Source organism: Streptococcus sp. CP1998 (assembly GCF_041026655.1).
Classification (GTDB): Bacteria; Bacillota; Bacilli; order Lactobacillales; family Streptococcaceae; genus Streptococcus; species Streptococcus dentalis.
The window spans coordinates 1,346,712-1,371,402 of record NZ_CP163380.1 but is presented as its reverse complement, the minus strand read 5'-3'; the positions used below and the strand labels follow the sequence as shown (position 1 = coordinate 1,371,402).

19 protein-coding genes and 2 pseudogenes are annotated in these 24,691 nt (G+C 44.2%); 18 read left to right on the top strand and 3 right to left on the bottom strand.

Translation table 11 applies throughout. From position 1 onward, the window contains the following. Window positions 1-107: 107 nt before the first annotated feature. Complete coding sequence (locus AB4X21_RS07065) at window positions 108-890, top strand: DUF6612 family protein (RefSeq protein WP_369087722.1); 783 nt, start codon at window positions 108-110, stop codon at window positions 888-890. 18 nt (window positions 891-908) lie between these two features. Beyond that, the gene (locus AB4X21_RS07060; protein ID WP_369087721.1) at window positions 909-1,820 is read left to right on the top strand and encodes a hypothetical protein; all 912 of its coding nucleotides are present in this window, start codon (window positions 909-911) and stop codon (window positions 1,818-1,820) included. An 80-nt stretch (window positions 1,821-1,900) separates the two neighbouring features. Here AB4X21_RS07060 and AB4X21_RS07055 read toward each other — a convergent pair whose 3' ends face one another. Next, window positions 1,901-2,041 (bottom strand): FeoB-associated Cys-rich membrane protein, encoded by a 141-nt coding sequence (locus AB4X21_RS07055; protein ID WP_369087720.1) that lies wholly within the window; start codon window positions 2,039-2,041, stop codon window positions 1,901-1,903. Between the two features lie 403 nt (window positions 2,042-2,444). Here AB4X21_RS07055 and AB4X21_RS07050 point away from each other — a divergent pair, with 403 nt between their 5' ends. The 12 genes and pseudogenes from AB4X21_RS07050 (at window position 2,445) to AB4X21_RS06995 (ending at window position 15,328) form a co-directional block, all read left to right on the top strand. Then, window positions 2,445-2,753 carry a hypothetical protein gene (locus AB4X21_RS07050; protein WP_369088373.1) on the top strand — a complete coding sequence of 103 codons (309 nt, stop codon included), beginning with the start codon at window positions 2,445-2,447 and terminating at the stop codon, window positions 2,751-2,753. A 13-nt stretch (window positions 2,754-2,766) separates the two neighbouring features. Continuing rightward, entirely contained in the window at window positions 2,767-2,976 is a 210-nt protein-coding gene (locus AB4X21_RS07045) for a helix-turn-helix transcriptional regulator (protein WP_003002675.1), read from the top strand. A 2-nt stretch (window positions 2,977-2,978) separates the two neighbouring features. Continuing rightward, window positions 2,979-3,776, top strand: coding sequence for a DUF3169 family protein (locus AB4X21_RS07040; protein WP_369087719.1), 798 nt, complete (start codon window positions 2,979-2,981; stop codon window positions 3,774-3,776). An 11-nt stretch (window positions 3,777-3,787) separates the two neighbouring features. After that, window positions 3,788-4,681: an ABC transporter ATP-binding protein gene (locus AB4X21_RS07035; RefSeq protein ID WP_023918606.1), complete on the top strand. Its 894-nt coding sequence runs from the start codon at window positions 3,788-3,790 to the stop codon at window positions 4,679-4,681. Next, window positions 4,678-5,890, top strand: a pseudogene (locus AB4X21_RS07030) (ABC transporter permease). The gene AB4X21_RS07035 and the pseudogene AB4X21_RS07030 overlap by 4 nt, the downstream one beginning before the upstream one ends. 97 nt (window positions 5,891-5,987) lie before the next feature. Then, the gene (locus AB4X21_RS07025) at window positions 5,988-6,911 is read left to right on the top strand and encodes an aldo/keto reductase family oxidoreductase (protein WP_369087718.1); all 924 of its coding nucleotides are present in this window, start codon (window positions 5,988-5,990) and stop codon (window positions 6,909-6,911) included. A 150-nt stretch (window positions 6,912-7,061) separates the two neighbouring features. Continuing rightward, window positions 7,062-7,637, top strand: a complete 576-nt coding sequence (locus AB4X21_RS07020) for a TetR/AcrR family transcriptional regulator (protein ID WP_369087717.1) — start codon at window positions 7,062-7,064, stop codon at window positions 7,635-7,637. After that, window positions 7,634-8,314 carry an ABC transporter ATP-binding protein gene (locus AB4X21_RS07015; protein ID WP_369087716.1) on the top strand — a complete coding sequence of 227 codons (681 nt, stop codon included), beginning with the start codon at window positions 7,634-7,636 and terminating at the stop codon, window positions 8,312-8,314. The genes AB4X21_RS07020 and AB4X21_RS07015 overlap by 4 nt, the downstream gene beginning before the upstream one ends. 3 nt (window positions 8,315-8,317) lie before the next feature. Beyond that, entirely contained in the window at window positions 8,318-9,463 is a 1,146-nt protein-coding gene (locus AB4X21_RS07010; protein WP_369087715.1) for an FtsX-like permease family protein, read from the top strand. Window positions 9,464-9,542: 79 nt separating this feature from the next. After that, window positions 9,543-11,330: a glycerophosphoryl diester phosphodiesterase membrane domain-containing protein gene (locus AB4X21_RS07005; protein ID WP_369087714.1), complete on the top strand. Its 1,788-nt coding sequence runs from the start codon at window positions 9,543-9,545 to the stop codon at window positions 11,328-11,330. 394 nt (window positions 11,331-11,724) lie between these two features. After that, window positions 11,725-13,470 carry an ABC transporter ATP-binding protein gene (locus tag AB4X21_RS07000; RefSeq protein ID WP_023918596.1) on the top strand — a complete coding sequence of 582 codons (1,746 nt, stop codon included), beginning with the start codon at window positions 11,725-11,727 and terminating at the stop codon, window positions 13,468-13,470. After that, a complete protein-coding gene (locus AB4X21_RS06995; protein WP_061590967.1) occupies window positions 13,460-15,328 on the top strand; it encodes an ABC transporter ATP-binding protein in 1,869 nt (622 codons plus the stop codon). The genes AB4X21_RS07000 and AB4X21_RS06995 overlap by 11 nt, the downstream gene beginning before the upstream one ends. Window positions 15,329-15,601: 273 nt before the next feature. On the opposite strand, the pseudogene AB4X21_RS06990 reads toward AB4X21_RS06995, so the two are convergent. Beyond that, window positions 15,602-16,082 (bottom strand): annotated as a pseudogene (locus tag AB4X21_RS06990) (glutathione peroxidase). Window positions 16,083-16,241: 159 nt separating this feature from the next. Here AB4X21_RS06990 and rexB point away from each other — a divergent pair. From rexB to AB4X21_RS06975, 3 genes are read left to right on the top strand one after another with little or no spacing between them, the layout of a single operon-like run. Then, window positions 16,242-19,508 (top strand): ATP-dependent nuclease subunit B, encoded by a 3,267-nt coding sequence (rexB, locus tag AB4X21_RS06985; protein WP_369087713.1) that lies wholly within the window; start codon window positions 16,242-16,244, stop codon window positions 19,506-19,508. After that, entirely contained in the window at window positions 19,505-23,170 is a 3,666-nt protein-coding gene (gene addA / locus AB4X21_RS06980; RefSeq protein ID WP_369088372.1) for a helicase-exonuclease AddAB subunit AddA, read from the top strand. Before rexB ends, addA begins: the two co-directional genes overlap by 4 nt. 3 nt (window positions 23,171-23,173) lie before the next feature. Continuing rightward, a complete protein-coding gene (locus tag AB4X21_RS06975) occupies window positions 23,174-23,491 on the top strand; it encodes a DUF4298 domain-containing protein (RefSeq protein WP_369087712.1) in 318 nt (105 codons plus the stop codon). 67 nt (window positions 23,492-23,558) lie between these two features. Here the strand turns inward: AB4X21_RS06975 and AB4X21_RS06970 are convergent, their stop codons facing one another. Continuing rightward, window positions 23,559-23,729 carry a DUF3042 family protein gene (locus tag AB4X21_RS06970; protein WP_369087711.1) on the bottom strand — a complete coding sequence of 57 codons (171 nt, stop codon included), beginning with the start codon at window positions 23,727-23,729 and terminating at the stop codon, window positions 23,559-23,561. 83 nt (window positions 23,730-23,812) lie between these two features. On the opposite strand from AB4X21_RS06970, the gene miaA reads away from it, so the two are divergent. Further along, window positions 23,813-24,691, top strand: coding sequence for a tRNA (adenosine(37)-N6)-dimethylallyltransferase MiaA (miaA, locus tag AB4X21_RS06965; protein ID WP_320910565.1), 879 nt, complete (start codon window positions 23,813-23,815; stop codon window positions 24,689-24,691).

The following is a 24,691-nucleotide window of genomic DNA, read 5'->3' as shown; positions in this document are numbered from 1 at the left end:
CAATCTTCTTACAAATTTGTGAAAACATTTACAAATGCTATAAAGTAAATTATAATTGAAGAGTAAAGATTCAGTAGACTTACTGAAAGAGAGGAAGGAGAATGGGGATGTTAAATATGAGAAAACCTATCTTGTTACTTGTTGGTTTGTTGGCAGTGGCTAGTCTAGTCGGATGTCAGCAGGAAAGTGGAAAGAAGGGAGATTCAAAGGAACTAAGTCAAGAACAAATCATTGACAAGGGGCTTCAGGCTTTTGAACACCTAAAAGATGGGAAAATCAAACTGGAGAGCAAGATTGAGAGAGAATTTAGTGAACCAAGAAGTGATGGGAGTACACACACAGTATATACTCCGACTTTTGAAGGTTCTTTTGAATTAAAGCCAGTGAGGGTGCGTGGATTATATACTAACGGAGATATGAGTAAAGAAGAGTATTACGACGCCTTTCATAAGTATTCTAGACCAAAAGACTCATCAGAGTGGGAAATGTCTCTTTCTTCTCAAGAGAATCACCAACCTGTCGGGGTAAATCAAGAGGCCATTCGTTTCTTTCAAACACAGAAAGACAAGTTTGAGGTGACCAAGAAAAAGGATGAGTATATCTTAACCTATAAGAGTAAGGATGTAAATCATTTACTAGAACCAAATGACGACGTGTTGCAAGGTGCTTTTCCACTAGGAGTTAGTTATTTTGAAGATTCAGAAGGGAGCTACCAAATAGACCTCATCGTTTCCAAGGATAACTTGACACCTTTAGGTGTTACTTATACTTGTACTTCTGATTCATCTTTTGCGAAAGAAAAATTAACATGTAGGATTACCTATTCAAAACAAAATACTGGTGTCCAAGTAGAAGTACCAGAAGCTGTTGAAAAATTAGGTGGTATTTAGTTAAAAAGGAGTGAAAATATGAAACATAAAAGAAAATTAACAGTGTTTCTTTTATCTCTTTTTGCTTGTCTATTCCTTTCAGCTTGTCAAAAGGAAACGACACAAGATAGTGTGACTAAAGATGTGAAAACGTATATTCAAGCAATGCGAGATGCAAAAAACATGGAATATGTCAGTAAAATTTATCGAAAGAATCTACTTGAGGGAAAAGGTTCACAATCGCTAATGTATGAAACAACCTTACGTCATGGGGAAATTCAGTTTGACCCGCAAGTATATAATGAATTTTATACGAAAGATGGAGGCAATGGATCTACGATAGACAGTGATTCAAGACATTTTCGAGGTCTTGCCAATAAAATAGGTTCTACAGGTTATGGGGAGAAAATTTTGAGACTATATTCTCCTGAAAAAGGGATTCTGTTTAAAAAAATAAAGAAGGGAGACGATAGTTGGACTTGGAATAGAGTGGATGAAGCTACAGATCCAGATCTAATATATAAAAATAGAAAAGATCCAGAAGTGGGGCGTCATGAGCTTATTTTAAAACTTTATGAGAAGTATGCAGATCGATTTAAAAAAACTGTCGATGGTCAGTATATCTATCTTGAATTTAAGGGTGATGTTAAGAAAGATATTGATCAAATTGGAGAATTTCAAAGCACGTTGTTAGATAGTGAGCTCTACACCAAAGCGAAAAATGAGATTCAGTCCGTCAAGTTACACATTTATTTGTCTATGAAGAAAGAGTCCTCAAATAAAGAAGACCAATTAGTTCCTAGCGAAGCTAGGATTCAACTAGATACCAAATTGAAGAATGATAAAGGGAGAACGGTGAACAATGAAGATCATTTTGAATTTACTTATCGAGATATTAACCAGATAAATGAAATCAAAGCTCCCCAAGATTTTAATATCGTAGAGAATTAAATAGGAGGATAGAAAAACCATTGGTTCAATTGACCAATGGTTTTTTGCTTTTCTGATTTCTGGTACACACCCATTCTTTACTAATGCCGATGCAATTGATGCATCTCGTCTTTGATGGGACAGGAACACTCGCAGTCTCCGCAGGATCCTTTTCCCTTGAGGTAGGAGCGAAGACCTAGTCCAGCTAAAAAAATAAGGACGGTAATAAGAATAGTTGACATGGTAACCTCCTAGATATGAGTGGTGGATAAGTTTTTTAAGCTGATGAGTTGATCATTACTTTGCTGTGGTTTGTGTAAGATGCAGGGAACAAGGATGATGAAAATGATCAGAGCTAGCCCAGTCCTACTAGTTTAGACTTCATCGAGATTAAACACGTGTAAGATTATCTTGTAGCGATCAAAGTTATATTTCTTACTATTTAAGTCTTTTCAGATTCATAGCAGGGAGAAAAGAATCTTTAAAAGGTGCGCAAATGCGGGCCTTTTATTTCTTACCTCAAAATATCTATGTCAACCATCCTGCTATTTTTGACAAATATTTTTATTTTTTTGACAAATATACTTGTCAAAAAGAAAAAGAAGTGTTACAATGATTTTAGTTGAAAGAAGAGGAGGTATTCTTATGGGAGCTATATGGATTCTATTTATCCCTTTTCTGGTTATCATTTATGCAAGCTCAGAAAAGAAGATAAAAAAGTTGAACAAACGTATTAAAAGATTAGAAAAACAAGTGAAAGGAAATCAAGAAATGTCTAGACTTTTAGAAGAATTAAAAGGCCAAACGGTCAAGGTGACAGTAAGTGGATTTGGAACCGAATATGAGATTATGGATATCGATGAAGATTGGGTCAAATTGAGTCGTGAGACCAATAAACAACAAAGAGAAACCAAATTAGTCCGTATCGAAGATATTCAAGATATTCAACTATAAGGGGGCGAAAGCCATGATCTTAAAAAATCGACTGAAAGAGCTGAGGGCGCGTGATGGGCTCAACCAATCCGAGCTAGCCAAGCTAGCAGGTGTCTCGCGCCAATCTATCAGTCTCTTGGAGCGGGGGGAATACACCCCCTCGGTTATCATTGCGATCACCATCGCCCAGATTTTCAAGGAACCGGTGGAGAATGTTTTTAGTCTAGTAGAGGGAGAAGAATAAAAATGAAAAAGCAACAACAAGAACGATCTGATCGTTACCGTTTTTGGAGAAATGTGGGAATCATTACCGTTTCTGGTTTGATTGGAGGAGTCATCGGATTTTTGACAGGAATGTTTGGATCCGAAAAGCCCCTAGAAATCCAATCCTTCTTTAGTAAAGAAGTACTTCTTTTGGGCTCAGCAGTTTTATTCCTGGTCGCATTTATACTCACGATAACCTTACTGATGTGCGCGAGAAAAGTCCATCAAAAAATGCTCCAAATAGAAGACGATGATGAAGCCTATCACTATGACATCCAGAAGAAAAAACTATATGGCTTAGCGACCATTTTTAAAGGCATCATGATCTTGCCCTACTTTTTATTCGTCATTTTTTATAGTCAATTGGTTTACTTAGATAGACCTGGCGCTGGGGACATGGCTTTTATCTTTGGAGACTTTACCATGCTCTATCTCTTTCTTTTCTTGATTGCCCTATTTTTCCTATCGGATATCTTCTTTCGCAAGACCTTCCATCTGATTTATGGAAAACCGATTCCCCGCAATGCCAATGCCAAGGAAGTGCGTGAATTTATGATGAGTATGATGGATGAAGCAGAAAAGCAGATTAGCTACGAGGAAAACTATGAAATTATCATTAAGTTAAGCAATTATATCTTGCCTTTGGCTTTAATTGGAATTTTCTTGATTGGTACCTTTTTCCATACCGATATCTTATTAGCCTTAGTTGTTGTATCACTGATTTATATCTATATCTTGGTCTCACAATACAAGATTACCAAACGTTATTATAAAGAGTAGAGGAGTCATCCATGTTAGAAATTAGAAATTTAGAAAAAAGCTTTGGGAATAAGCAGGTTCTCTTCGGAGTAGATCTGACAGCTCAACAAGGGCATATCCTTGGCTTAGTTGGGAAAAATGGTGCCGGGAAAACAACTATTTTCCACAGTATCTTGCGCTTTTTGGACTACAGTGGCGAGATTCGCCTAGGTGGCAAAGCGATCACCCAAGAAACCTACAAGGAAATTGGCTATTTGCCAGAAGAACGTAGTCTTATGCCAAAACTCACGATTTTTGAGCAGGTCCGCTATTTGGCTGCCTTAAAAGGAATGAGCACTGCTGAGGTCAAGGAAAAATTACCGACCTGGATGGAAAAACTCCAAGTAAAAGGAAAATTGACCGATAAAATCAAGAGTCTCTCAAAAGGGAACCAACAGAAGGTGCAACTGATCATCACCTTGATCCATGAGCCTAAATTGATCATTTTAGATGAACCCTTTAGCGGCTTGGATCCGGTCAATACAGAAGTGCTCAAGCAGGTCATTTTTGAAGAAAAAGAGCGTGGGGCAACCATTATCTTTTCTGACCACGTCATGACCAATGTCGAAGAGTTGTGTGATGATATCCTAATGATCCGTGATGGTTCGGTTGTCCTTTCAGGGCCAGTCCAAGAGGTCCGTAATAGCTATGGCAAGACTCGTCTCTTTGTTTCTAACGACTTTAGCAAAGAAGAGCTAGAAGCTCTGCCACACGTGACCAAGGTCAGCATGACCAAGCAAGGTACTTGGAAGTTGATCTTGGATGATGCGTCAGCTGGTCCAGAATTATTTGACCGCTTGACCAAGGGTCGCTACCTAGCAACCTTTGACCACCAAGCCCCAACTATTGATGAGATCTTTAAACTTGAATCAGGAGTAGAAGTATGAAACAGATGTTTGTCGTAATGAAAGAAACCTATATCAGACAAGTGAAATCATGGAGTTTCCTCTTCATGGTCTTCGGTCCCTTCCTCTTTTTAGGATTGAGCATTGGAATCGGTTATCTGACAGGTTCTTCTACAGATGCCAAAAACCAGGTGGCCTTGGTGACAGACGTTCCAGCTGTCAAAGAAAGTCTCAAAGGAACTGATGGCTTGACCTTGGACTACAAGGATGAAGTCTGACTAAAAAAGCTATCAAGGATGAGAAAGCACTGCTTACCTAACGGTCGATGAAAAAGATGGCCAGCTAGAAGCGACTTATGTGGGCGACCAAGCCATGAAAACAGATTTGAAAACCCTTGTCGCTGCGAAATTAAGCCAAGTCCAACAAGGAATCAATCTAGCGCGTGCTAATCTAAGCAAAGAGCAACTGACAGCCTTGTCTCAACAGGTTTCTCTGAAAGAAAAAATTGACGAGAAAAAAGAAGGCTTGAAAATGGTGCAAACCATGGTTGCAGGTGGTTTGGGAATGTTGCTTTATATGATATTGATCTTCTACTCTAGTATCACAGCCCAGGAAGTGGCCAGTGAAAAAGGAACTAAGATCATGGAAGTGGTCTTCTCTAGTATCAAAGCAACCGACTATTTCTTCGCACGCATGCTCGGACTCTTCGGAGTGATTTTTACCCATATTTTTGTCTATGTCGTTGGGCTAGTAGCGGTTTGGATCTTTAGAGCAGATATCCCAGTTGTCAAGGATATTCTTGCTCCAAACTCTCCAATTACCCAACACCTATCAGAAGCGATCTCGCTTAATACCGTCTTCTTCATTATCCTTGGGATCTTTATGTATGTGGTGCTCTCTGCCTTCTTAGGCTCCACAGTTGCACGACCTGAAGATTCAGGAAAAGCGATTTCACCACTGATGATGTTAGTTATCTTTAGCTTCCTTGGGGTGACCACCTTGGGAAGTGCCGGTGATGTCTTCTTATTGAAGATTGGTTCCTACATTCCTTTCTTCTCAACCTTCTTCATGCCTTTCCGTACCATCAATGGCTATGCGACTGGTCTTGAATCTTGGGGGTCATTGGGAATTGCGGTTCTCTTTACTATTGTGGGAACAGTTCTCATCGCTCGTATCTATGCCAGCCTGATCCTTCAGACCGATGACCTCGGACCATGGAAGACCATCAAACGTGCTCTTAGCTATCGCTAATTAGATAAGCTCTCAGATATCGCTGAGGGCTTTTTGATTTCACATTGACTTTTGCAAGCCTTTTCACTACAATAGAACTACAGAAAAGGAGACGGACATGAACTATATTGAGTTTGCTGAAAATGAGCGTCTGTCCACGATTGTCCTTGGGATGATGCGGATCAGTCAGATGAGTGAAGATGAGGTGGAGGCCTTGGTGGAGGCAGCCTTGTCGATTGGGATTAACACCTTTGATCTGGCGGATATCTATGGCGATGGCCAGTGTGAGGTCCTGCTGGGTAAGGTTCTCAAGCACCGTCCGGATCTTCGGGATCAGATGTGGATCCAGTCCAAGTGTGGCATTCGCAAAGACGGCTTTACCTATTTTGATTTTTCTAAGGACTATATTTTGGACTCCGTCGATGGCATCCTCGAGCGTCTGCAGATCGAGCGCTTAGATAGTCTCCTCCTTCACCGACCGGATGCTCTCATGGAGCCGGAAGAAGTAGCAGCAGCTTTTGATCACTTGGAGCAAGCGGGCAAGGTCCGTCATTTTGGAGTGTCCAATCAAAATCCCATGATGATAGAATTGCTCAAAACGGCTGTCAAACAACCACTCAAGGTCAACCAGTTGCAGTTGAGTGCCGCCTTTACACCAAGCTTTGAAGCTGGTTTTCATGTCAACATGGAAGGGCCAAAAGCCACCGTGCGAGATGGCAGTGTCTTTGAGTATTGTCGCTTAACCGATACGGTGATTCAAGCTTGGTCTGTCCTCCAGCATGGCTATTTCAAAGGGAATTTTGTCGGCAAGGAAGAGTTTGCGGCCCTCAATCATGTCCTCAATGACTTGGCGAAGAAATACCAGGTCACTCCGACAGCCATCGCCCTTGCTTGGGTCCTCCGCTATCCAGGTAAGATGCAGGCCGTCATCGGAACGACCAAACCCCAGCATGTCCTTGAAGCGGGGAAAGCAGCAACAGTCACCCTAACGCGTAAGGAATGGTACCAAGTCTACCTGGCTGCAGGAAATGATTTGCCATAGAATATTTATTAGTAGACCAGACTTCACTTCTATCAGTGGGCTGGTTTTTTTGTTTTATGCTTTACGGATTTTTCTTGACAAGTCTTACTTTATTATGGTATTCTTTGCGCAACATGTGTTGCGTAACAACTGTTGCGTGAAAGGAGTCTTATGCCACCCAAGGTTAAATTTAGTAAAGAGGCTATCATTGGGACAGCTTTACAATTGGTGAGAGAAGAGGGCATGACTAGTTTGACGGCTCGAGCATTAGCAGAGAAACTGGGAGCCACGCCAAGGGTCATTTTTGGGCAATTTGCAAATATGGCTGAGTTACAAGCAGAGGTTATTGTTGCTGCGGAAATGGTAGTGGTGGAGTATATACGCAAGGCTTTAGATGACGAGAAGCCTTTTCGATCAGTCGGGGTTGCTTATATCCTATTCGCCTCAAAAGAGCCCCAACTCTTTCAGTTGCTTTTCCAAAATCCTAGCAAAGATCCGATTCGTCGCTTTCAAGATTTTCTTCCCATGAAGGATCATAGCTACCAATTGGTTCTGGATTCGATTGTTGCAGACTATCCGTTGACGATAGAGGAGGCTAGTCGCTTGTACCAGCATCTATTTATCTACTCACACGGGATGGCCTCTATGGTTGCTTCTGGTATTTATCAGTTCAGCATGGAAGAAGTGATTGGTTTATTGACAGAAGTTTGTCAATCTCTCATCAAAGAAATGGTAGGAAAGAAATGATTCAACTAGAAAATGTTCACAAAAGCTATGGCCAAACCAAGGTCTTAAAGGGGATTGGTCTGCAGATTCAAGACCAGGATAATGTGGTGATTCTAGGCCCTTCTGGATCGGGAAAGTCAACTCTCTTAAACGTATTATCCGGATTAGAAAAGGTAGATGAGGGGCATATTCTCATTCAAGGACAGGATTTATCGCAACTCACGGATGCTCAATTGACAGCCTTTAGACGTGAGAAGATAGCCTTTATTTCTCAGCAGTATTATTTATTACCTAATCTAACGGTCAGACAGAATGTTAAGATGGGAGCTGACCTGGCGAGCAATCATGATTTTTTGCAGATTATCGAAGATTTGGGGCTTGGTGATAAGCTGGACAAGTATCCAAGTGAATTGTCTGGTGGGGAACAGCAGAGAGTGTCCATTGCTAGGGCATTAGCCAAAAAGCCAGAGATTCTTTTCTTAGATGAGCCGACGGGGGCCTTGGATGAAGAAACAGGCCGCAAGATTCTCGACTATATCTGGAAGTTGAAGGAAAAGCTAGGCTTTACCCTGATCATGGTGACGCACAACCAAAATATTGCGGATATGGCCAGAACCATCATTCGCGTCAATAGTGGCAAGATTACTCAAGTGGTGACCAACGATCAGCCTCAGACTGCCTATGAGATTGGATGGTAAGCCATGTTTTCAGTAAAAGATATTCGAAAATTAGTTGTCGTCAGCATCATTGGGGCCTGTGCCGTCTTTGTGGCCAATCTCTTCTTGAATTTTTATCTGGATATCGAGCAGTTGGAGATTTCTAAAACCAATCCGATGATTACGACCTACTATGATGCCCAGGTTTCGCTATCTTGGATGGTGGCCATGGTCAGTGGGGTGGTCTTGTCCTTGACGTCGATCCTTCTCATGTGTTTTTATATTAAACAATTTGTCGATGACCACAAGGAACAATTAGGAATTTTAAAGGCCTTAGGCTATAGCAATGGCCAGTTGGCGAAACGATTTTGGGCTTTTGGACTCAGTTTTGGAGTCGGAGCGCTTTTTGGCTATTTCGCTTCTTTTCTCATGATGGGACATTTTTATGACTTTCGCAATAAGAAGGGGATTTTACCAGAAATTACCATTCATTTTCATTGGCAGCTCTTCCTTGCTTTGGTGATGCTACCAACGAGTTTCTTTATGGTTCTTGCGGTTGGCTATGCTAGAAGACAACTACAAACGCCGGCCCTTCGCCTATTGAAAAAATCTCCATCACCAATCAAGGGCAAAAGGAGAAAGAGGGCTCCTAAGAAAGAGAAAGCCTTCCTAAAAGAACTTTCCTCGTCACTGATGTGGGGGAGAAAATCTATCTTGTTTTTTGTGGTTTTTGGCTCCATGTGTTTTGCGGCCATGGTTCAATTGTCCTTTGGCCTAAGGGACTACACAGATGACATCATCCAAACCATGATGATCATGATTGGCTTGATCCTTTCTTTCTCTATTCTCTTTTTGTCATTGGGGATTGTGGTCTCAGAAAGTCGCGAAACTTTGGCTCTTATGAAGGCTTTTGGCTACACCGATCGTGAATGCCAAAGTCATATTCTCGCTCCCTATCGTTTCTGGGCCTATCTAGGATTCCTTCTTGGGACGGCTTATCAATACGGCATCATGGAAATCTTGATCGGTGTGATCAAAGATACGGTTCCTGAAAAAATTGAGCACAACTTTGACGGGAACGTTTGCTTTTGGACTTTGATCGGATTTGCGGTGGTTTATGAAAGCCTCTTTTATGTCTCCAACAGAAAACTCCAAAAACAAACGATTAAAGAAGTGCTCTTAGCAGAATGATCAGAAAAGGTTGGCTTTCCCAGCCTTTTTTATTGTGAAACGCATTGACAAGGGGAGGCTTTTCCGCTATTCTAGGGGAATGAAAGAAAGGAAAGGGATTGAGATGAAACGGAGTTATTGGCAGGACCTGAAAGGGGCCTTTTACTTGATCTGGCGCAATAAATGGTCCTTTATCGCGATTGGGATTTTGCTACAATTTGTGGTTGGCCTTGGGGCTGCGGCCTTGACTTGGCTCTTTCATCTGGCTGTTTTACTTGCGGGTCAGGCCAATATTGATAAGAACAACCTTGTCTCTGTCATAAGCCATCCCTTGAGCTTGCTGGCTCTTTTGGTCTTTATCATGGTCTTTGCTTTCTTGTTTATGCTGGAGATGCGGACCCTGATTTCGGTCATTTACCTGTCGCGAACCGACCGACACTTGTCCTTTAAAAAGGTCTTGCAGCAATCATTTGGTCGCTTGAAGGACTTAGCGGGAAGGAATCTGCTTTATTTTCTACTCTATCTCCTTTTGACCTTGCCTGTCGCAGGTCTCTTGATTGGATCGACATTGACGGATGGGCTTTATATTCCAACCTTTATCACAGGGGAGTTTGAAAAGACCACGATTGGCTCCATCGGGCTCTTTGTGGTGCAGCTGACCTTTATCTATCTTAATCTTCGCTTGATCTATACGGTCCCCAACCTCGTGGTGGACGAATTGCCATTTGGTCGTGCCTTGAAAAAAAGTTGGTCCATGACCAAAAGAGGAGCCTTTCGTCTCTTATGGAGAATTCTGTCCTTTGAGTTTCTCTTAACCTTTCTAGGGATTTTATTGATCTTGTGTTTGGTCTTTACCTTAACCGTGATCGATAAAGAAGGCCAGTATTTCTGGGTGGTGACCATCTTTTTGGTCTTGATTCGGACCTTCCTATTCATTTTTACAGTCTTGACAAAGGTGGGGTCGCTCGGCACTATCTTGGATTCTGTATGGGAAGTACCGAGCCGATCGGTCATGCGCTCGAAAGGCAGTCGAAAGATGAAGGGGCTCTTTGCCTTGACAGTGGTCTTTCTCATGGTCCAATCGGGGATCTCAGCCTATGAACTGGCAACCCTAAAGGTGAATGACCAGATCAAGCTCATCGCCCATCGAGGGGATGTCTCTAAAAGGGTAGAAAATTCCCTGGAAGCCTTAGAAGCAGCAGCCAAGGAAAAAGCAGCTTATGCGGAGATGGATATCCTTCTCACTAAGGACCATCAATTTGTCGTCATGCATGACTACAATCTCAAGCGCCTTGCTGGGGTGGACAAGGATGTGAAAGACATGACCCTAGCTGAGGTGCAAGGCCTCAAGATTCAACAGGATGGACACACGAGTCATATCCCTTCATTTGAGGAATATGTCAAGCGTGCCAAAGAATTGAAGATGAAGCTCTTGGTTGAGCTTAAGTCTCATGGTGGAGAGCCTGCTAATTATGTGGATCTCTTTGTGCAGAAGATGCGGGACTTAGGGGTCGAAAAAGACTATCCGGCTATGTCTTTGGATCTGTCGGTCATGGAAAAAGTCGAGAAAAAAGCCCCTGAGATCAAGACCGGCTATGTCATTCCTATTCAATTCGGTCGCTTTGAAAAGGTCTCAGTTGACTTTTTTGCCATTGAAGACTTTTCTTATCAAAAGAATTTGGTAACCCAGGCCCATGAGATGAAAAAAGAGCTCTATGTCTGGACCATCAATGACAAGCAAAAGTTGACGAAGTATTTGCAACAACCCATTGATGGCTTGATTACGGATGAATTGACAGAGGCACAAAGACTGAAAAAGGATTTGAAAGAAAACAAGTCCTACTTTGATCGCTTCTTGAATCTCGTCGCTACGTCTAAGGAAGAATAAGACAGGATACGCATAGAGAGAGTGGGACAGAAATCGGTAATTCGTTAGAATTCGATTTCGTCGTCCCACCTCCGCACAGTTGAGTAGGGCTGTAAAAGCTGATAAAATCAGCATAGTAGAGCCCACTCAGCCACTGCGTCTTGCTCGACAATCCAAAAACAATTGAGAGGCTAGGACTTTTGTCCCAGCCTCTTTTGTACTAGATAAACAGAAAAACGGGTGCTGTCTAAAAATCTTGCATTTTTTTGCAATTTAGGTTACAATGAAGACTATAAAAAACGCGTAATCCCTAGGGTCTTTCCCTCAGGGAATTTTGTGTGTTTTGACCTATTTTCGATGGAAAGAAGCTTTGCTTCTACCGCAGGAAAAAGTATGAATAACATTGGAGGTAATAATGATTCGATCCTTAATTTCCGAGATCAAAGAATTCAAGAAGCCCTCGATTTTGGCTTCCTTGTTCATGGTCTTTGAAGTCATGTTTGAGATTTCGATTCCCTTTGTCATGGCTAGCCTTTTGGACCAAGGTGTTCAACAAAGAAACATGAACAATATTTTGTTTTACGGTGGGCTCATGCTGGTCTGTGCCTTTCTCTCCCTCTTTTGTGGGATGCAGTCGGCCCGTTATGGCGCCTATGCATCGGCTGGTTTTGCCAAAAACCTTCGTCGGGCTATTTTCAAAAAGGTTCAAACCTTCTCATTTGAGAATATTGATCAGTTCTCATCAGGTGGGTTAGTCACTCGGATGATGACGGATGTGACCAATGTGCAAAATGCCTATCAAATGGTCATTCGGATCTGTGTACGGGCACCGCTTAATTTGATCTTTGCCATTGTGGCTTGTTTCATGATCAATGCGGAAATGGCCATGATCTTTGTCTATGTGACCATCTTTTTGGCAGCTGTCTTAAGCATCATCATGAAGATTGTTTATCCGCTCTTCACAGAAGTATTTGAAGCTTATGACAATCTCAACAACAGCATTCAAGAAAACATCACCAATATGCGAGTGGTGAAGTCTTACGTTAAGGAAGCAGATGAAACCGTTAAATTCAAGAAGGCTTCACGTTTGATTTATAACATGTTTATGAAGGCTATCCGTGTCGTTGTCTTGAGTAGCCCAGCTATGATGCTTTCCATGTATGCTTCTTTCCTTTTGATCTCTTGGATCGGGGCTCATCTGATCGTTGGTGGTCAACTCTCTACTGGGAATTTGACTTCTATGTTTAGCTACACCATGACCATTCTCATGTCGCTCATGATGTTTATGATGATCTTTGTCATGTTGTCGATTTCCATGGCCTCTGTTGAGCGGATCAATGAAGTCTTGACGACCAAAGCGACCATTGTCTCTCCGGAAAATGGGATCAAAGAAGTCGCTGATGGATCCATCAACTTTGAGGACGTGACCTTTGCTTATACCGATGAAAATGGCGACAAGACCCATGTCTTACAAGGGATTAATCTTTCCATTCGTTCAGGGGAAGTGATTGGGATCTTGGGAGGAACAGGATCAGGGAAATCGAGCCTAGTACAGTTGATTCCTCGTCTCTATGATGTTGAGTCTGGTCGGGTGACAGTAGCAGGCCACGATGTCAAAGAATACGATCTTGATTCCCTTCGTAAGCAAGTGGCCATGGTTCTTCAGACCAATGTCCTGTTCTCTGGTACGATTAAAGAAAATATGCGCTGGGGAAATAAGGATGCGACAGATGAAGAGATCATCGCAGCTTGTAAGATTGCCCAAGCCGATGAATTTATTCAAGATTTCAAAGAGGGCTATGACACCATGATTGAGCGTGGGGGATCCAATGTCTCCGGTGGCCAACGCCAGCGTCTCTGTATCGCGCGTGCCCTTCTCATGAATCCGAAGATCTTGATCTTGGATGATTCGACTTCAGCGGTCGATACCAAGACAGATAGTTTGATCCGTCAAGGATTGGCTACCAGCTTGAAAGAGACTACCAAAATCATCATTGGTCAACGGATTTCCTCTATTCAAGATGCAGATCGCATCATCGTGATGAACGATGGCCAAATCGATGCCATCGGTCGTCACGAGGAATTGCTTGCGACCAATGCCATCTACCAAGAAGTATATGAAATGCAAACACAAGGGAAAGGAGAAGCAGATGAAAACTAAGAAAAAAGCAAATCTAGGCTCTATCCTTCGCCTGCTCGACTTCCTTTGGAAAAACTACAAGGTATCCTTGATTGTTTCCTTTATCTTAATCATTCTATCGTCACTTGCGACGGTCAATGTAACAGCTTCGATTCAGTCCTTGGTTGACGTTTATGTGGAGCCCATGTTGACAAGCAATAGCCATGATTTTGGACCGCTCTTGTCCTTCTTGACACGAGTTGGTTTGATCTGTTTGATCGGGGTCCTTGCCAACTATGGCTTTACCTTGATTATGGCGACTGTTTCACAAGACTCACTTAGAAGTCTTCGAAATCAGTTGTTTGCCCGCATGCAAAAACTGCCAGTTCGTTACTTTGATACCCACCAACACGGGGACATCATGTCTATCTATACCAATGATATTGATGCTCTTCGCCAAGCGATTGAACAATCCATTCCTCAACTCTTATCCTCAGCGATTACCATCCTTGGGGTAACGATTACCATGCTGACGGTTAGTCCGCTCTTGTTCTTGATTGTTCTTTTCATGGTCATCGTTATGGTCTTTATCATCAAGGATGTCTCTGGCAAGTCAGGTCGTTACTTTGGCGCCCAACAAAAGAACTTGGGGATTGAGAATGGCTTTATTGAAGAAATGATGTCTGGTCAAAAAGTGGTCAAGGCCTTTGTGCATGAAAGAGAAAGCATTGAGGATTTTGATCGAATCAATGACCAACTCTTTGAGTCTTCCTACCAAGCCAACCGCTATGCCAATGTCCTTATGCCGATTCTTGGGAACTTGGGAAATGTTTCCTTTGTTCTGACAGCCTTGATCGGGGGACTCTTTGCGCTAAACGGCGTCGGTGGTTTAACCATTGGTGGTCTCATGGCCTTTCTGCAATTGAACCGTTCCTTCACAGGTCCCATTGCTCAGGTCTCTCAACAATTGAACTTTGTCCTCATGGCCTTGGCTGGTGGAGATCGTGTCTTTGATCTCTTGGACGAAGAAGAAGAAGTCGACCAAGGAAAAGTGACGCTGGTCAATTATGAACTGGTTGATGGAGAAATGGTCGAAACTGATCAGAAAACCAACAAATGGGCTTGGAAACACCCACGTCCAAACGGAGATTACCAGCTTGTCAAGATGGTCGGAAATGTGGTCTTTGATGATGTTGATTTCTCTTATGATGGGAAGAAACAAATCCTTCATGGCATCAACTTGTACGCGGATAAGGGGCAAAAAGTGGCCTTTGTCGGAGCGACTGGTGCAGGAAAGACAACCATCACCAACTTGATCAACCGCTTCTATGACATCCAATCAGGAATGATTACCTATGATGGGATCGATATTAAATTGATCGAGAAAGATTCTCTGCGTCGTTCCCTCGGAATCGTTCTTCAAGATACCCACTTATTCACTGGTACGATTGCGGAAAACATCGCTTATGGCCGTGCTGATGCAACACGGGAAGAAATCCTTGAAGCAGCTCGGATTGCCAATGTGGATTCCTTTGTCAAGCACTTGGATCAGGGCTATGAGACAGTCTTGACGGATGATGGGGCTGGTCTATCAAATGGTCAACGACAATTGATCGCCATTGCCCGTGCAGCCCTTGCCAATGCGCCTGTCTTGATCCTGGACGAAGCGACGTCTTCGATCGACTCGAGGACAGAGAAGATGGTGCAAGAAGGGATGGATCGCCTGATGGAAGGTCGGACAGTCTTTGTTATCGCCCACCGTCTATCGACTATCGTCAATTCCGATGTGATTATGGTAATGGACCACGGACGTATTATCGAGCGAGGCAACCATGCTTCCTTGATGGCAGAACGTGGCACCTATTACCGCCTCTACACCGGTGGACTTGAAATTGATTAATAATAAAAAAGCTTGACCGTTAGCTCAAGCTTTTTTGCTTATAGATAATGTCTTCTTAGAAACTTTCCTTAGGTGAGTACGGACGTTAGGTGAAATTATCCAGTGGATGATTTCAGCAATCCAGGAAGTTCCATGACTAATTATTGAGCCTAAGGTCTCAATAATTCCGAGTGCCTGAAACGTTATTGTTTCAGGCACTTTTCTCACAGCGGAAAGTCTCGAAAATAAATAGCCATTCATCAAAAATTCTGACTACACTTTCAGGCTTTTTGCTTATTTCTCAAGCAATTCTTGGATCAAGTCTTCCATAGCAGCTGGTTCTGTTTTGGAGGAGAAGCGTTGGGCGACTTGGCCTTGTCGGTCGATGACAAATTTTGCAAAGTTCCATTCGATGCGTTTGCCTAGTGGCCCAGCTGCTTGGCTTTTAAGCCAGTCATAGAGAGGAAGGGCTTCTTTACCATTGACCTTGGCTTTAGCGAATCGTGGGAAGGTGGTCTGGTAGTTGAGGCTGCAGAAGCTATTGATTTCTTCTGCAGTTCCTGGTGCCTGCCCCATGAATTGGTTACAGGGAATGTCTAGGATTTCCAGCCCCTTTTCCTGGTAGCGCAGGTAGAGATCTTGCAGTCCTTGGTATTGCGGGGTCAAGCCGACCTGTTGCTGTATTGACCGCGATGAGGACCTTACCTTGGTAGTGAGATAGGGGAATCTCCTCCCCATTCTGGTTTTCTAAAGAAAAATTATAAATGCTGGTCATAGGTGGTATCCTTTCTGTCTCTTCAACTTTTATTGTAGCACAAATCTCCTAAAATTGGGCCAGGAGGAGCATGACTTCTTGCTTTAGTCCCTCCTGTGAAAATGATATAATAAGAAGATAACAAGCTCTCAAGAAAATGCCAAAAGGAGAACGGATCGGATGAAATTACTCTATACGGATGTTCGGACCCCCTTGACCCAGGTCCTGACACAAGAAGCCGTAGGGTTAGTAGAACAGGGCAAGCGTGTGTTTTACATTGCACCCAACTCTCTTTCCTTTGAAAAAGAAGCCAAGGTCTTGTCCTATTTAGAAGGTCAGGCTTCTTTTGCTATTACCGTAACGCGCTTTGCCCAAATGGCCCGTTATTTCATCCTGAATCAGGTTTTTGAGGAGCAACCCTTGGATGATATCGGTCTCGGCATGTTATTTTTTAAAGCTCTTTCCCACATGAAGGAGCAGGATCTCAAAGTTTACGGGGCCCTGCGCAAGGATCCTCAGTTTATCCAGCAATTGGTCCAGCTCTATCATGAATTGCAGACAGCCCAGATGGATTTTACCGATTTAGAGTTGCTCGAGGAAGCTGAAAAAAGAGAAGACCTCTTGGCGATTTTTGAAGCGGTCTCTGAGATGCTGGTCAAGCATCGGTATGAATCCCAGTCCAAGATGGCCTTTTTCCTCAATCAGGTCGAAGAAGGGCAGCTGGAAGAGCAATTAAAGGATGTGGCGATCGTCGTCGATGGCTTCACGCGTTTTTCTGCAGAAGAAGAGGCTTTGATTAGTCTCCTTCACCGAAAAGGAGTGGAGATTGTCATCGGGGTCTATGCCAGTGAAAAAGCCTATCGGGCAAGCTTTAGAGAGGGCAATCTTTACCAGGCCAGTGTTGACTTTCTCCTTCAGCTGGCAAAGACTTTTGAGGTACAGCCTCAGTATTGTGGGCAAGCGATCGAAGACTCTTTTAGTCGCATTAGCCGCATGTTAGAAGCGCGCTACGATTTTTCACAAGTGGAAAATGAGCTCAACGAACACGATCGAACAGCGGTCCAACTCTGGCAGACCAATACGCAAAAAGAAGAGTTGGAATTTGTCGCCAAATCCATCCGTCAGCGTCTTCATGATGGGGCCCGCTATCGGGATATTCGGGTCTTGTTAGGCGATGTGGAAGCTTATCAACTGCAACTCAAGACCATTTTTGACCAGTATCAAATTCCCTTTTACTTAGGACGAAGTGAAGCCATGGTCCACCATCCCTTGATTCAGGTCATTGAATCGCTAGGGCGGATCAAGCAGTTCAATTACCAGACGGAAGACGTCATCAACTTGTTAAAAACGGGTCTGTATAGTGATCTGACGCAAGAAGAAGTCGATGCTTTTGAGCAATACCTTCGCTTTGCGGAAGTAAAGGGTGCTACAAAATTTTACAAGCCTTTTACCAGCAATCGTCAGGGCAAGTTTAATTTGGAAGAGCTCAATACTCTCCGAGAACGCGTCGTAGAACCTCTAGCCCTCTTCTTTTCACAGCGCAAACAAAAGGTGACCCATCTCTTAACCGCCTTTACAGAGTTTCTGCAAGAGGCTCAACTTTCTCAGAATCTACAAGCTTTGATCAAGGATCTAGCCTTGGAGGAGCAGGAGCGCTATGACCAGGTCTGGAAGGCCTTTCTCCATGTCTTAGAGGAGTTGAACCTGGTCTTTGAGGACCAAGAGCTGACCGTGGATGACTTTTTGGCCCTCCTTTTATCGGGGATGCAATTGTCTCAATACCGGACAGTTCCTGCTACGGTCGATGTGGTGACGGTTCAGTCCTATGACTTGATTGAACCCTTGACAGCGCCTTATGTCTACGCGATCGGGCTGACCCAGGAGCGTTTTCCAAAGATTGCTCAGAACACCTCTCTACTCAGTGAAGAAGAGCGCCAGCAGCTCAATGAGGCCACCCAAGAAGGAGCAGAGCTCCAGGTGGTGACCAGCGAAAATCTTAAGAAAAATCGCTTTGTGGCAGTTTCACTCCTCAATGCGGCGACCAGCCAACTGGTCTTATCGGCTCCTAGCTTAGTCAATGAAATGGAAGATAGTGTCTCTCCTTACCTTGTAGAATTGGCCAAGGAACCTATTGCCATCGAGTGGACAACCAAACAAGCACAAGCTTCGAGTGATGACATTGGGACCTACCGATCCCTTTTAGCGCGCGTGATCGAACTCCATCAAGAGGAGATCACGAGTGAGTTGTCTCCTGAAGAAGCCAGCTTTTGGGGTGTGGCGGTACGGGTCTTGCGCAAGAAATTAGCCGCTGAAGGCATCCAAATTCCTCAGATTTCAACGGAATTAAAGAGCCGTCAGCTTCAGTCAGATACGCTTCAAGCGCTCTATCCAGAGGGCAAAGCCTTGACCTTATCCGCTTCTGCCTTGAATGAATACTACAAGCACCAGTATGCCTTTTATCTGCGCTATGTTTTGGGCTTACAAGAGGATGAAACCATCCGGCCAGACGCGCGCAGTCATGGGAATTTCTTGCACCGGATCTTTGAACGAGTCTTAAAAGATAGCTCCGATCAAGCGTTTGATCGGCGCTTAAACGAGGCGATTCGAGAAACCAGCCAAGAAGTAGAGTTCCAGCAATTGTATGGAGAAAGTGGAGAGACCGAGTTTATTCGCAACTTGCTTCTTGATACCGCGAAAACAACGGGGCGTGTCCTCGCCCAGCAAAATGGCATCGAGACCATCGGTGAGGAGACCCTCTTTGGTGGAAGCACCCACACCTCTTATCCATTGTCCGATGGCAGGCTCTTACAGTTACGAGGCAAGGTGGATCGCATTGATCAATTGAGAGATCACGGAGCCCTCGGAGTCGTGGACTACAAGTCCAGTCTGACGCAGTTCCACTATGACAAGTTCTTTAATGGACTGAATTCTCAATTGCCGACCTATCTTTCTGCGATTCAGGATTTGAAGGAATACCAAGAGGAGCAGGGGATTTTTGGAGCCATGTATTTGGAAATGGGAGATCCTGTGGTGGATCTGAAAAAGACTAAAACAGTAGAGGATGCCATCAACCAAACCATGAAAAGTCAACAGTACAAGGGGCTCTTTATGGCAGATCAGGCGCCTTATCTGGGCGAGGCCTATGATAAGAATAAGGCTATGATGCTGAGTAAGGAAGAACTGGACTTGCTCCTCTTGTACAACGCTTATCTTTATAAAACAGCAGCAGAAGGGATCCTCAAGGGGCAATTTGCCATCAATCCCTATAGTGAAAATGGGCGCAATATCGCACCATTCGTGGAGCAGTTTAAATCCATCACGGGATTTGAAGCGGATCGTCACCTAGGTCAGGCACGGTTCTTGACCAAACTAGACCAAAAAGGAATACGCGGTGAAAAGGTGAAAGCCGCTTGGATAGAGAAGATGAAGGAGGTCTTGAACAAATGATCAAACAAGCATTTTTGACAAGAGAAGAAATCAAGGCCCTTCAGGCCCAAGAGGCAGCTTCTACCAAAGAGCAAAAGCGGACACCAGAACAGATCGATGCCATCTATAGTTCGGGTACCAATATCCTGGTGTCGGCCTCTGCTGGATCAGGAAAGACCTTTGTCATGGTGCAGCGGATACTGGATCAGATGCAGCGAGGCATTTCGATTAAGGAGCTCTTTATCTCGACCTTTACGGTCAAGGCAGCAGGAGAGCTCAAGGAGCGTTTGGAAAGTGAACTTGGGAAAGCCCTGCAAGCGAGCGATGACCCAGAGCTCAAGCAACACCTGGCCCGTCAAATCGCAGATGTCGCCACCAGCGATATTGGAACCATGGACTCTTTTACCCAAAAGGTCCTAACGCGCTATGGCTATTTGCTTGGGTTGGCGCCTCAGTTTCGCATTTTACAAAACGCCAGTGAGCAACGCCTCTTACAAAATGAAGTCTTTCAAACCGTCTTTGACCGCTATTACCAGGGGGAAAACCAAGAAGCCTTTGTGCAGATGGTCAAGAATTTCACAGGGCAGCGCAAAAATTTGACCTTGTTTAAAGAACAGGTCTACCAGATCTATGACTTTCTTCAGTCGACCAGTGATCCGGAGAAATGGCTGGAAGAGCATTTCCTAAAAGGCTATGAGGAGACCGATTTTGAACAGGTTGAAGACGATCTGATGGAGAACATCAAACAGGCCCTTTATGAAGCAGAAAGCTTTTTTGCCTTTCATTTGTCCAATGAGGGCCAAGCATTTGGTAAGGCCAAATATTTGGAAGCTGTAGAAGAGGTGCTCGATCAGATTGGAAGCCTGACAGGTCGTGTCAATAAAGAGCAACTGACCTCTGTCCTAAAGGCAGTCGTCGCGATTAGCCGGGCTTCAAATGGGGGAGCCTTGACTAACAGAGCCCGTAAGGAAGAGTTAAAAGAGTTAGTCACGGCTTATAACCAGGATAAAACCATACATATCAATCGCCTCAGAGACTTGGAAAATCAGCTCTATCAGCTGGAATTTCAACAAACCTTCCACCAAGAAGAAGGCCCCATGCTCTCCTTGCTCCGGGACTTTATTAGAGACTTTGCTTGCGCTTATCTGGAGCGAAAAATCCAAGAAAAAGCTTATGAATTTGGGGATATTAGTCACTTTGCCATTCAAATTTTAGAGCAATTCCCAGAGGTGAGACAAGCCTTTCAAGAGCGCTATCATGAGGTCATGGTCGATGAGTACCAGGATACCAACCACACCCAAGAGCGGATGTTGGACTTGCTGTCAAATGGCCACAATCGCTTCATGGTGGGGGATATCAAGCAATCCATTTACCGCTTCCGTCAGGCAGATCCACAGATTTTCAATGACAAATTTAAGGCCTACCAAGAAGAAGGGGCGAAAGGGCGGTTGATCCTCCTCAAGGAAAATTTCCGGAGTCATGTGGAGGTATTGGATGCGACCAATGATGTCTTTCGCCATTTGATGGACGAAGAGGTGGGCGAGATTGACTACAATCAAACCCACTATCTGGTTGCAGGAAGCGACAAGCAGCGGATGGCCTTGCCACAACATCGGGCAGAATTTTTGCTCTATGATGGCTCCCAAGATCAGGAAGAAAAGACTGAAGACGAGGAAGCTTCCCTTGGAGTCGAGACGATTTCCAAGGGAGAAATTCTCCTGGTCATCAAAGAAATTTTACGTCTCCATCGGGTAGAAAAAGTGCCCTTTAAAGAGATCACGCTCTTGACTGCGACTCGAACGCGAAATGATGCGATTCTGGAAGCTTTTGACCAATACCATATTCCAATTGTGGCAGATAGCGGACAGGCGCATTATCTTGAGTCACTGGAAGTGATGGTTATGTTGGACACCTTGCGGACCATTAACAATCCCTTGCATGATTATCCCTTAATAGCCCTTATGAAATCTCCCATGTTTGACTTTGATGAAGATGAGTTGGCACGGATTTCCTTACAGACGCTTCCATCGCAAAAGCAAATGGCCTTCTACCACAAGGTCCAGTTAACCCTTGAAAAGACTGCAGAGCATGCAAATCTGATTGATGCCAAGCTATCAGCTAAAATCGAGAACTTCCTCAAGGTTTTATCTACTTGGCGCGCTGCTGCCAAGACCCATTCGCTCTATGATTTGCTGTGGAAAATCTATGAGGATCGCTATTACTATGACTATGTCGGTGCCCTTCCTAATGGGGCCCAGCGCCAGGCCAACCTCTATGCCTTGACGCTTCGGGCCAATGATTATGAAAAAGCCAGCTTTAAGGGCTTGTCGCGCTTCATTGCTATGATTGACAAGGTGATCGAAAATGAACACGATTTGGCCAGCGTCCCTCTTGCGACACCAAAAGATGCCGTGCGACTCATGACCGTCCATAAGAGTAAGGGGCTGGAATTCAAGTATGTCTTTATCCTCAATATGGACAAGGCCTTTAATCGTAAGGATCAATCGGGGCCGATTATCCTCAGTCGTCAAAAAGGGATTGGCTTTAAATATGTTGCGAACCTGCCGGTTGAGACAGAGAATCCAGCTGCTCCAGAAACCATTCGCCTGCAGATCGAAACGCCTTGCTACCAACGCAATGTGGAAGAAACAAAATTGGCCACGATTTCTGAGCAGATGCGTCTTCTATATGTTGCGATGACGAGGGCTGAGCTCAAGCTCTATCTAGTCGGAAAAGGCCGTGAGGACAAACTGCGCGATACTGATTGGGGGACCAGTCGCAATGGAAAATTGGATCCGGAAAAACGAAAAGAATGGACCTCTTATCAGGACTGGCTCTTTGCTATTCAAGATGTATTTACCAAGAATACCCTGGCCTATGACACGCGTTTTGTGACAGACGAAGACCTGACACCGAACCAACTGGAGCCACTAGAGAAGGAAAAGGATTTCCGCTTCGATCAGCTCAAGGATGTCCGCCAGTCAGAGGATATTCGCCGGGCTTTGGATATCTTGGAAAATGTTGATCGTCTCAATCAGCTCTATGCTCCGGCCATTCATTTGCCAAGTGTCCGTACTCCTAGTCAGATCAAGAAATTCTACGAGCCGGTCATGGATGCCAATGGCGTCCAGATCATGGATGCAAAGAGTGTGACGCCTGACTTTGAGCTGCCAACTTTTGGTCAAGAAAAAGCCGTGACAGGAGCCCAGGTCGGTAGTGCTGTCCATGAACTCATGCAGCGCGTGCCTCTTGAAGAAGAAATCACGCTAGATACACTGCGTCAAGCCTTGGAGCAAGTTCAAGCAGAGCCAGCGGTCAAAGCCCGTATCAAGCTAGAGGCCATCCTTGCTTTCTATGAGACGCCTTTGGGGGTCTTGCTTCAAAAAGAGGCCTCTCGAGTACGCCGCGAAGCTCCCTTTGCCATGCTGAAGAAAGATCCAGCCAGTGGTGAGGACTTCGTCGTGCGGGGGATCTTGGATGGTTACGTGGTGCTAGAAGACCGGATCCTGCTCTTTGATTATAAGACGGATCACTACAAGGTTCCTAGTCAATTGGTCGAACGCTACCGGGATCAGCTCAATCTCTATGCAGAAGCTCTTCGTCGTTCTTATGACAAAGAGCAAGTAGAAAAATACCTCGTGCTTCTAGGTGGCCCCCATCTAGAAGTGGTGAAAATGGAGTAAATCATGGCAATTGCACAGGAAAACATCGAACGGATCCAAAGAATGGAAAGTTATTTGAATGACTATGCCAAGACTTTGGAAGAAACCAAAAAAGCAGTGGATCAACTAAGAGAGCATCAAGAGAGCTATATCCAACTGCGCGATTATTATAGTAGTCAGGTTTATTTTGATGACTTGGATCTGCCCAATCAAGCTGACTTTCCAGACGATCTTCCTTGTGGTGTCTTGTCCGAAGATGCCGTCTATGATTTGTTAGACGAGCATTTTCAGATGGGAGTGGAGCTCTTGGAGATCGCAACGAAAATGATTAAAGAACGGTGAAATTTCAATCTAATTTTCTTTGAACCACACAAAAAAAAGCTCCGGTTTCCCGGAGCTTTTTGAATGATTAGTGTGAGACACGGCGACGTCTTGCTTTTTTGCGGTTTTCTTCGATGAAAGTCGCTTTTTGTTCTTCTGGTTCGATTACTTTTTTCTTGAATGTGTAAACTGCACCTGCGACAGCAGCAACTGTACCAGCAACACCAGTAACAAAACCTTTACCAAATCCTTTAGCCATGAGAATTTCTCCTTTTCTGAACTTTAAATATTTATGTTATAATATATGGTAACGAAAAAACGTGAATTTTGCAAGGAAAAACGATGAAAACCAAGATAATTGTGATTGTGGGACCGACTGCTGTTGGAAAGACAGCTCTTGCGATCGATTTAGCACAAGCTCTCAATGGTGAGATTATCAGTGGCGATAGTCAGCAAGTCTATCGCAAGCTGGATATTGGAACAGCCAAGGCGACACCAAAAGAGCAAGCTGCAGCTCCCCATCATTTAATCGATGTACGGGAGGTGACCGAGTCTTACTCGGCTTTTGATTTTGTAAGAGAAGCCAAGACTGCCATTGAAGATATCACAGCTCGAGGAAAGCTTCCTATCATTGCAGGTGGGACGGGTCTTTACATCCAAAGTTTGCTCGAAGGTTATCATTTAGGTGGTGAAGTTCCTCATGAAGAGATTCTGGCCTATCGCGCTCAATTGGACTTGTTGTCGGAGGAAGACTTGTACCAAAGAGTGGCGGAGCAAGGACTTGTGATTCCTCAGCTCAATCGCCGTCGGGCCATGCGGGCTCTTGAAATTGCGCATTTTGGGCAGGACCTCGCAAACGAAGAGACCGATTATGAACCCTATCTCATCTGTCTAGATGATGAACGGTCCTTGATCTATGATCGCATCAATCGCCGAGTAGATCGCATGCTAGAGGAAGGCTTGCTGGATGAAGCCCGTTGGCTCTATGATGACCATCCGGAGGTTCAGGCAGCTAAAGGCATTGGGTACAAGGAACTCTTTCCTTACTTTAAGGGAGAGCAGAGCCTTGAGGAAGCCAGTGAGATCCTCAAGCGCAATACGCGGCGGTTTGCCAAACGGCAGTTGACTTGGTTTCGAAATCGAATGGAAGTGACCTTTTACGCCATTTCTGCACCTCACTTCAAGGAGCAGGTTCTTGCAGATGTAAAGGAGTTTTTGTAA

What these genes read in the sequence shown, in the direction of transcription:
- AB4X21_RS07065 (WP_369087722.1), top strand. Translation starts at nt 108, where the DNA reads ATGTTAAATATGAGAAAACCTATCTTGTTACTTGTTGGTTTGTTGGCA.
- AB4X21_RS07035 (WP_023918606.1), top strand. Translation starts at nt 3,788, where the DNA reads ATGTTAGAAATTAGAAATTTAGAAAAAAGCTTTGGGAATAAGCAGGTT.
- rexB (WP_369087713.1), top strand. Translation starts at nt 16,242, where the DNA reads ATGAAATTACTCTATACGGATGTTCGGACCCCCTTGACCCAGGTCCTG.
- AB4X21_RS07060 (WP_369087721.1), top strand. Translation starts at nt 909, where the DNA reads ATGAAACATAAAAGAAAATTAACAGTGTTTCTTTTATCTCTTTTTGCT.
- addA (WP_369088372.1), top strand. Translation starts at nt 19,505, where the DNA reads ATGATCAAACAAGCATTTTTGACAAGAGAAGAAATCAAGGCCCTTCAG.
- AB4X21_RS06970 (WP_369087711.1), bottom strand. Translation starts at nt 23,729, where the DNA reads ATGGCTAAAGGATTTGGTAAAGGTTTTGTTACTGGTGTTGCTGGTACA.
- AB4X21_RS07050 (WP_369088373.1), top strand. Translation starts at nt 2,445, where the DNA reads ATGGGAGCTATATGGATTCTATTTATCCCTTTTCTGGTTATCATTTAT.
- AB4X21_RS06995 (WP_061590967.1), top strand. Translation starts at nt 13,460, where the DNA reads ATGAAAACTAAGAAAAAAGCAAATCTAGGCTCTATCCTTCGCCTGCTC.
- AB4X21_RS07045 (WP_003002675.1), top strand. Translation starts at nt 2,767, where the DNA reads ATGATCTTAAAAAATCGACTGAAAGAGCTGAGGGCGCGTGATGGGCTC.
- AB4X21_RS07000 (WP_023918596.1), top strand. Translation starts at nt 11,725, where the DNA reads ATGATTCGATCCTTAATTTCCGAGATCAAAGAATTCAAGAAGCCCTCG.
- AB4X21_RS07010 (WP_369087715.1), top strand. Translation starts at nt 8,318, where the DNA reads ATGTTTTCAGTAAAAGATATTCGAAAATTAGTTGTCGTCAGCATCATT.
- AB4X21_RS07020 (WP_369087717.1), top strand. Translation starts at nt 7,062, where the DNA reads ATGCCACCCAAGGTTAAATTTAGTAAAGAGGCTATCATTGGGACAGCT.
- AB4X21_RS07015 (WP_369087716.1), top strand. Translation starts at nt 7,634, where the DNA reads ATGATTCAACTAGAAAATGTTCACAAAAGCTATGGCCAAACCAAGGTC.
- AB4X21_RS07025 (WP_369087718.1), top strand. Translation starts at nt 5,988, where the DNA reads ATGAACTATATTGAGTTTGCTGAAAATGAGCGTCTGTCCACGATTGTC.
- AB4X21_RS07055 (WP_369087720.1), bottom strand. Translation starts at nt 2,041, where the DNA reads ATGTCAACTATTCTTATTACCGTCCTTATTTTTTTAGCTGGACTAGGT.
- AB4X21_RS06975 (WP_369087712.1), top strand. Translation starts at nt 23,174, where the DNA reads ATGGCAATTGCACAGGAAAACATCGAACGGATCCAAAGAATGGAAAGT.
- AB4X21_RS07040 (WP_369087719.1), top strand. Translation starts at nt 2,979, where the DNA reads ATGAAAAAGCAACAACAAGAACGATCTGATCGTTACCGTTTTTGGAGA.
- AB4X21_RS07005 (WP_369087714.1), top strand. Translation starts at nt 9,543, where the DNA reads ATGAAAGAAAGGAAAGGGATTGAGATGAAACGGAGTTATTGGCAGGAC.
- miaA (WP_320910565.1), top strand. Translation starts at nt 23,813, where the DNA reads ATGAAAACCAAGATAATTGTGATTGTGGGACCGACTGCTGTTGGAAAG.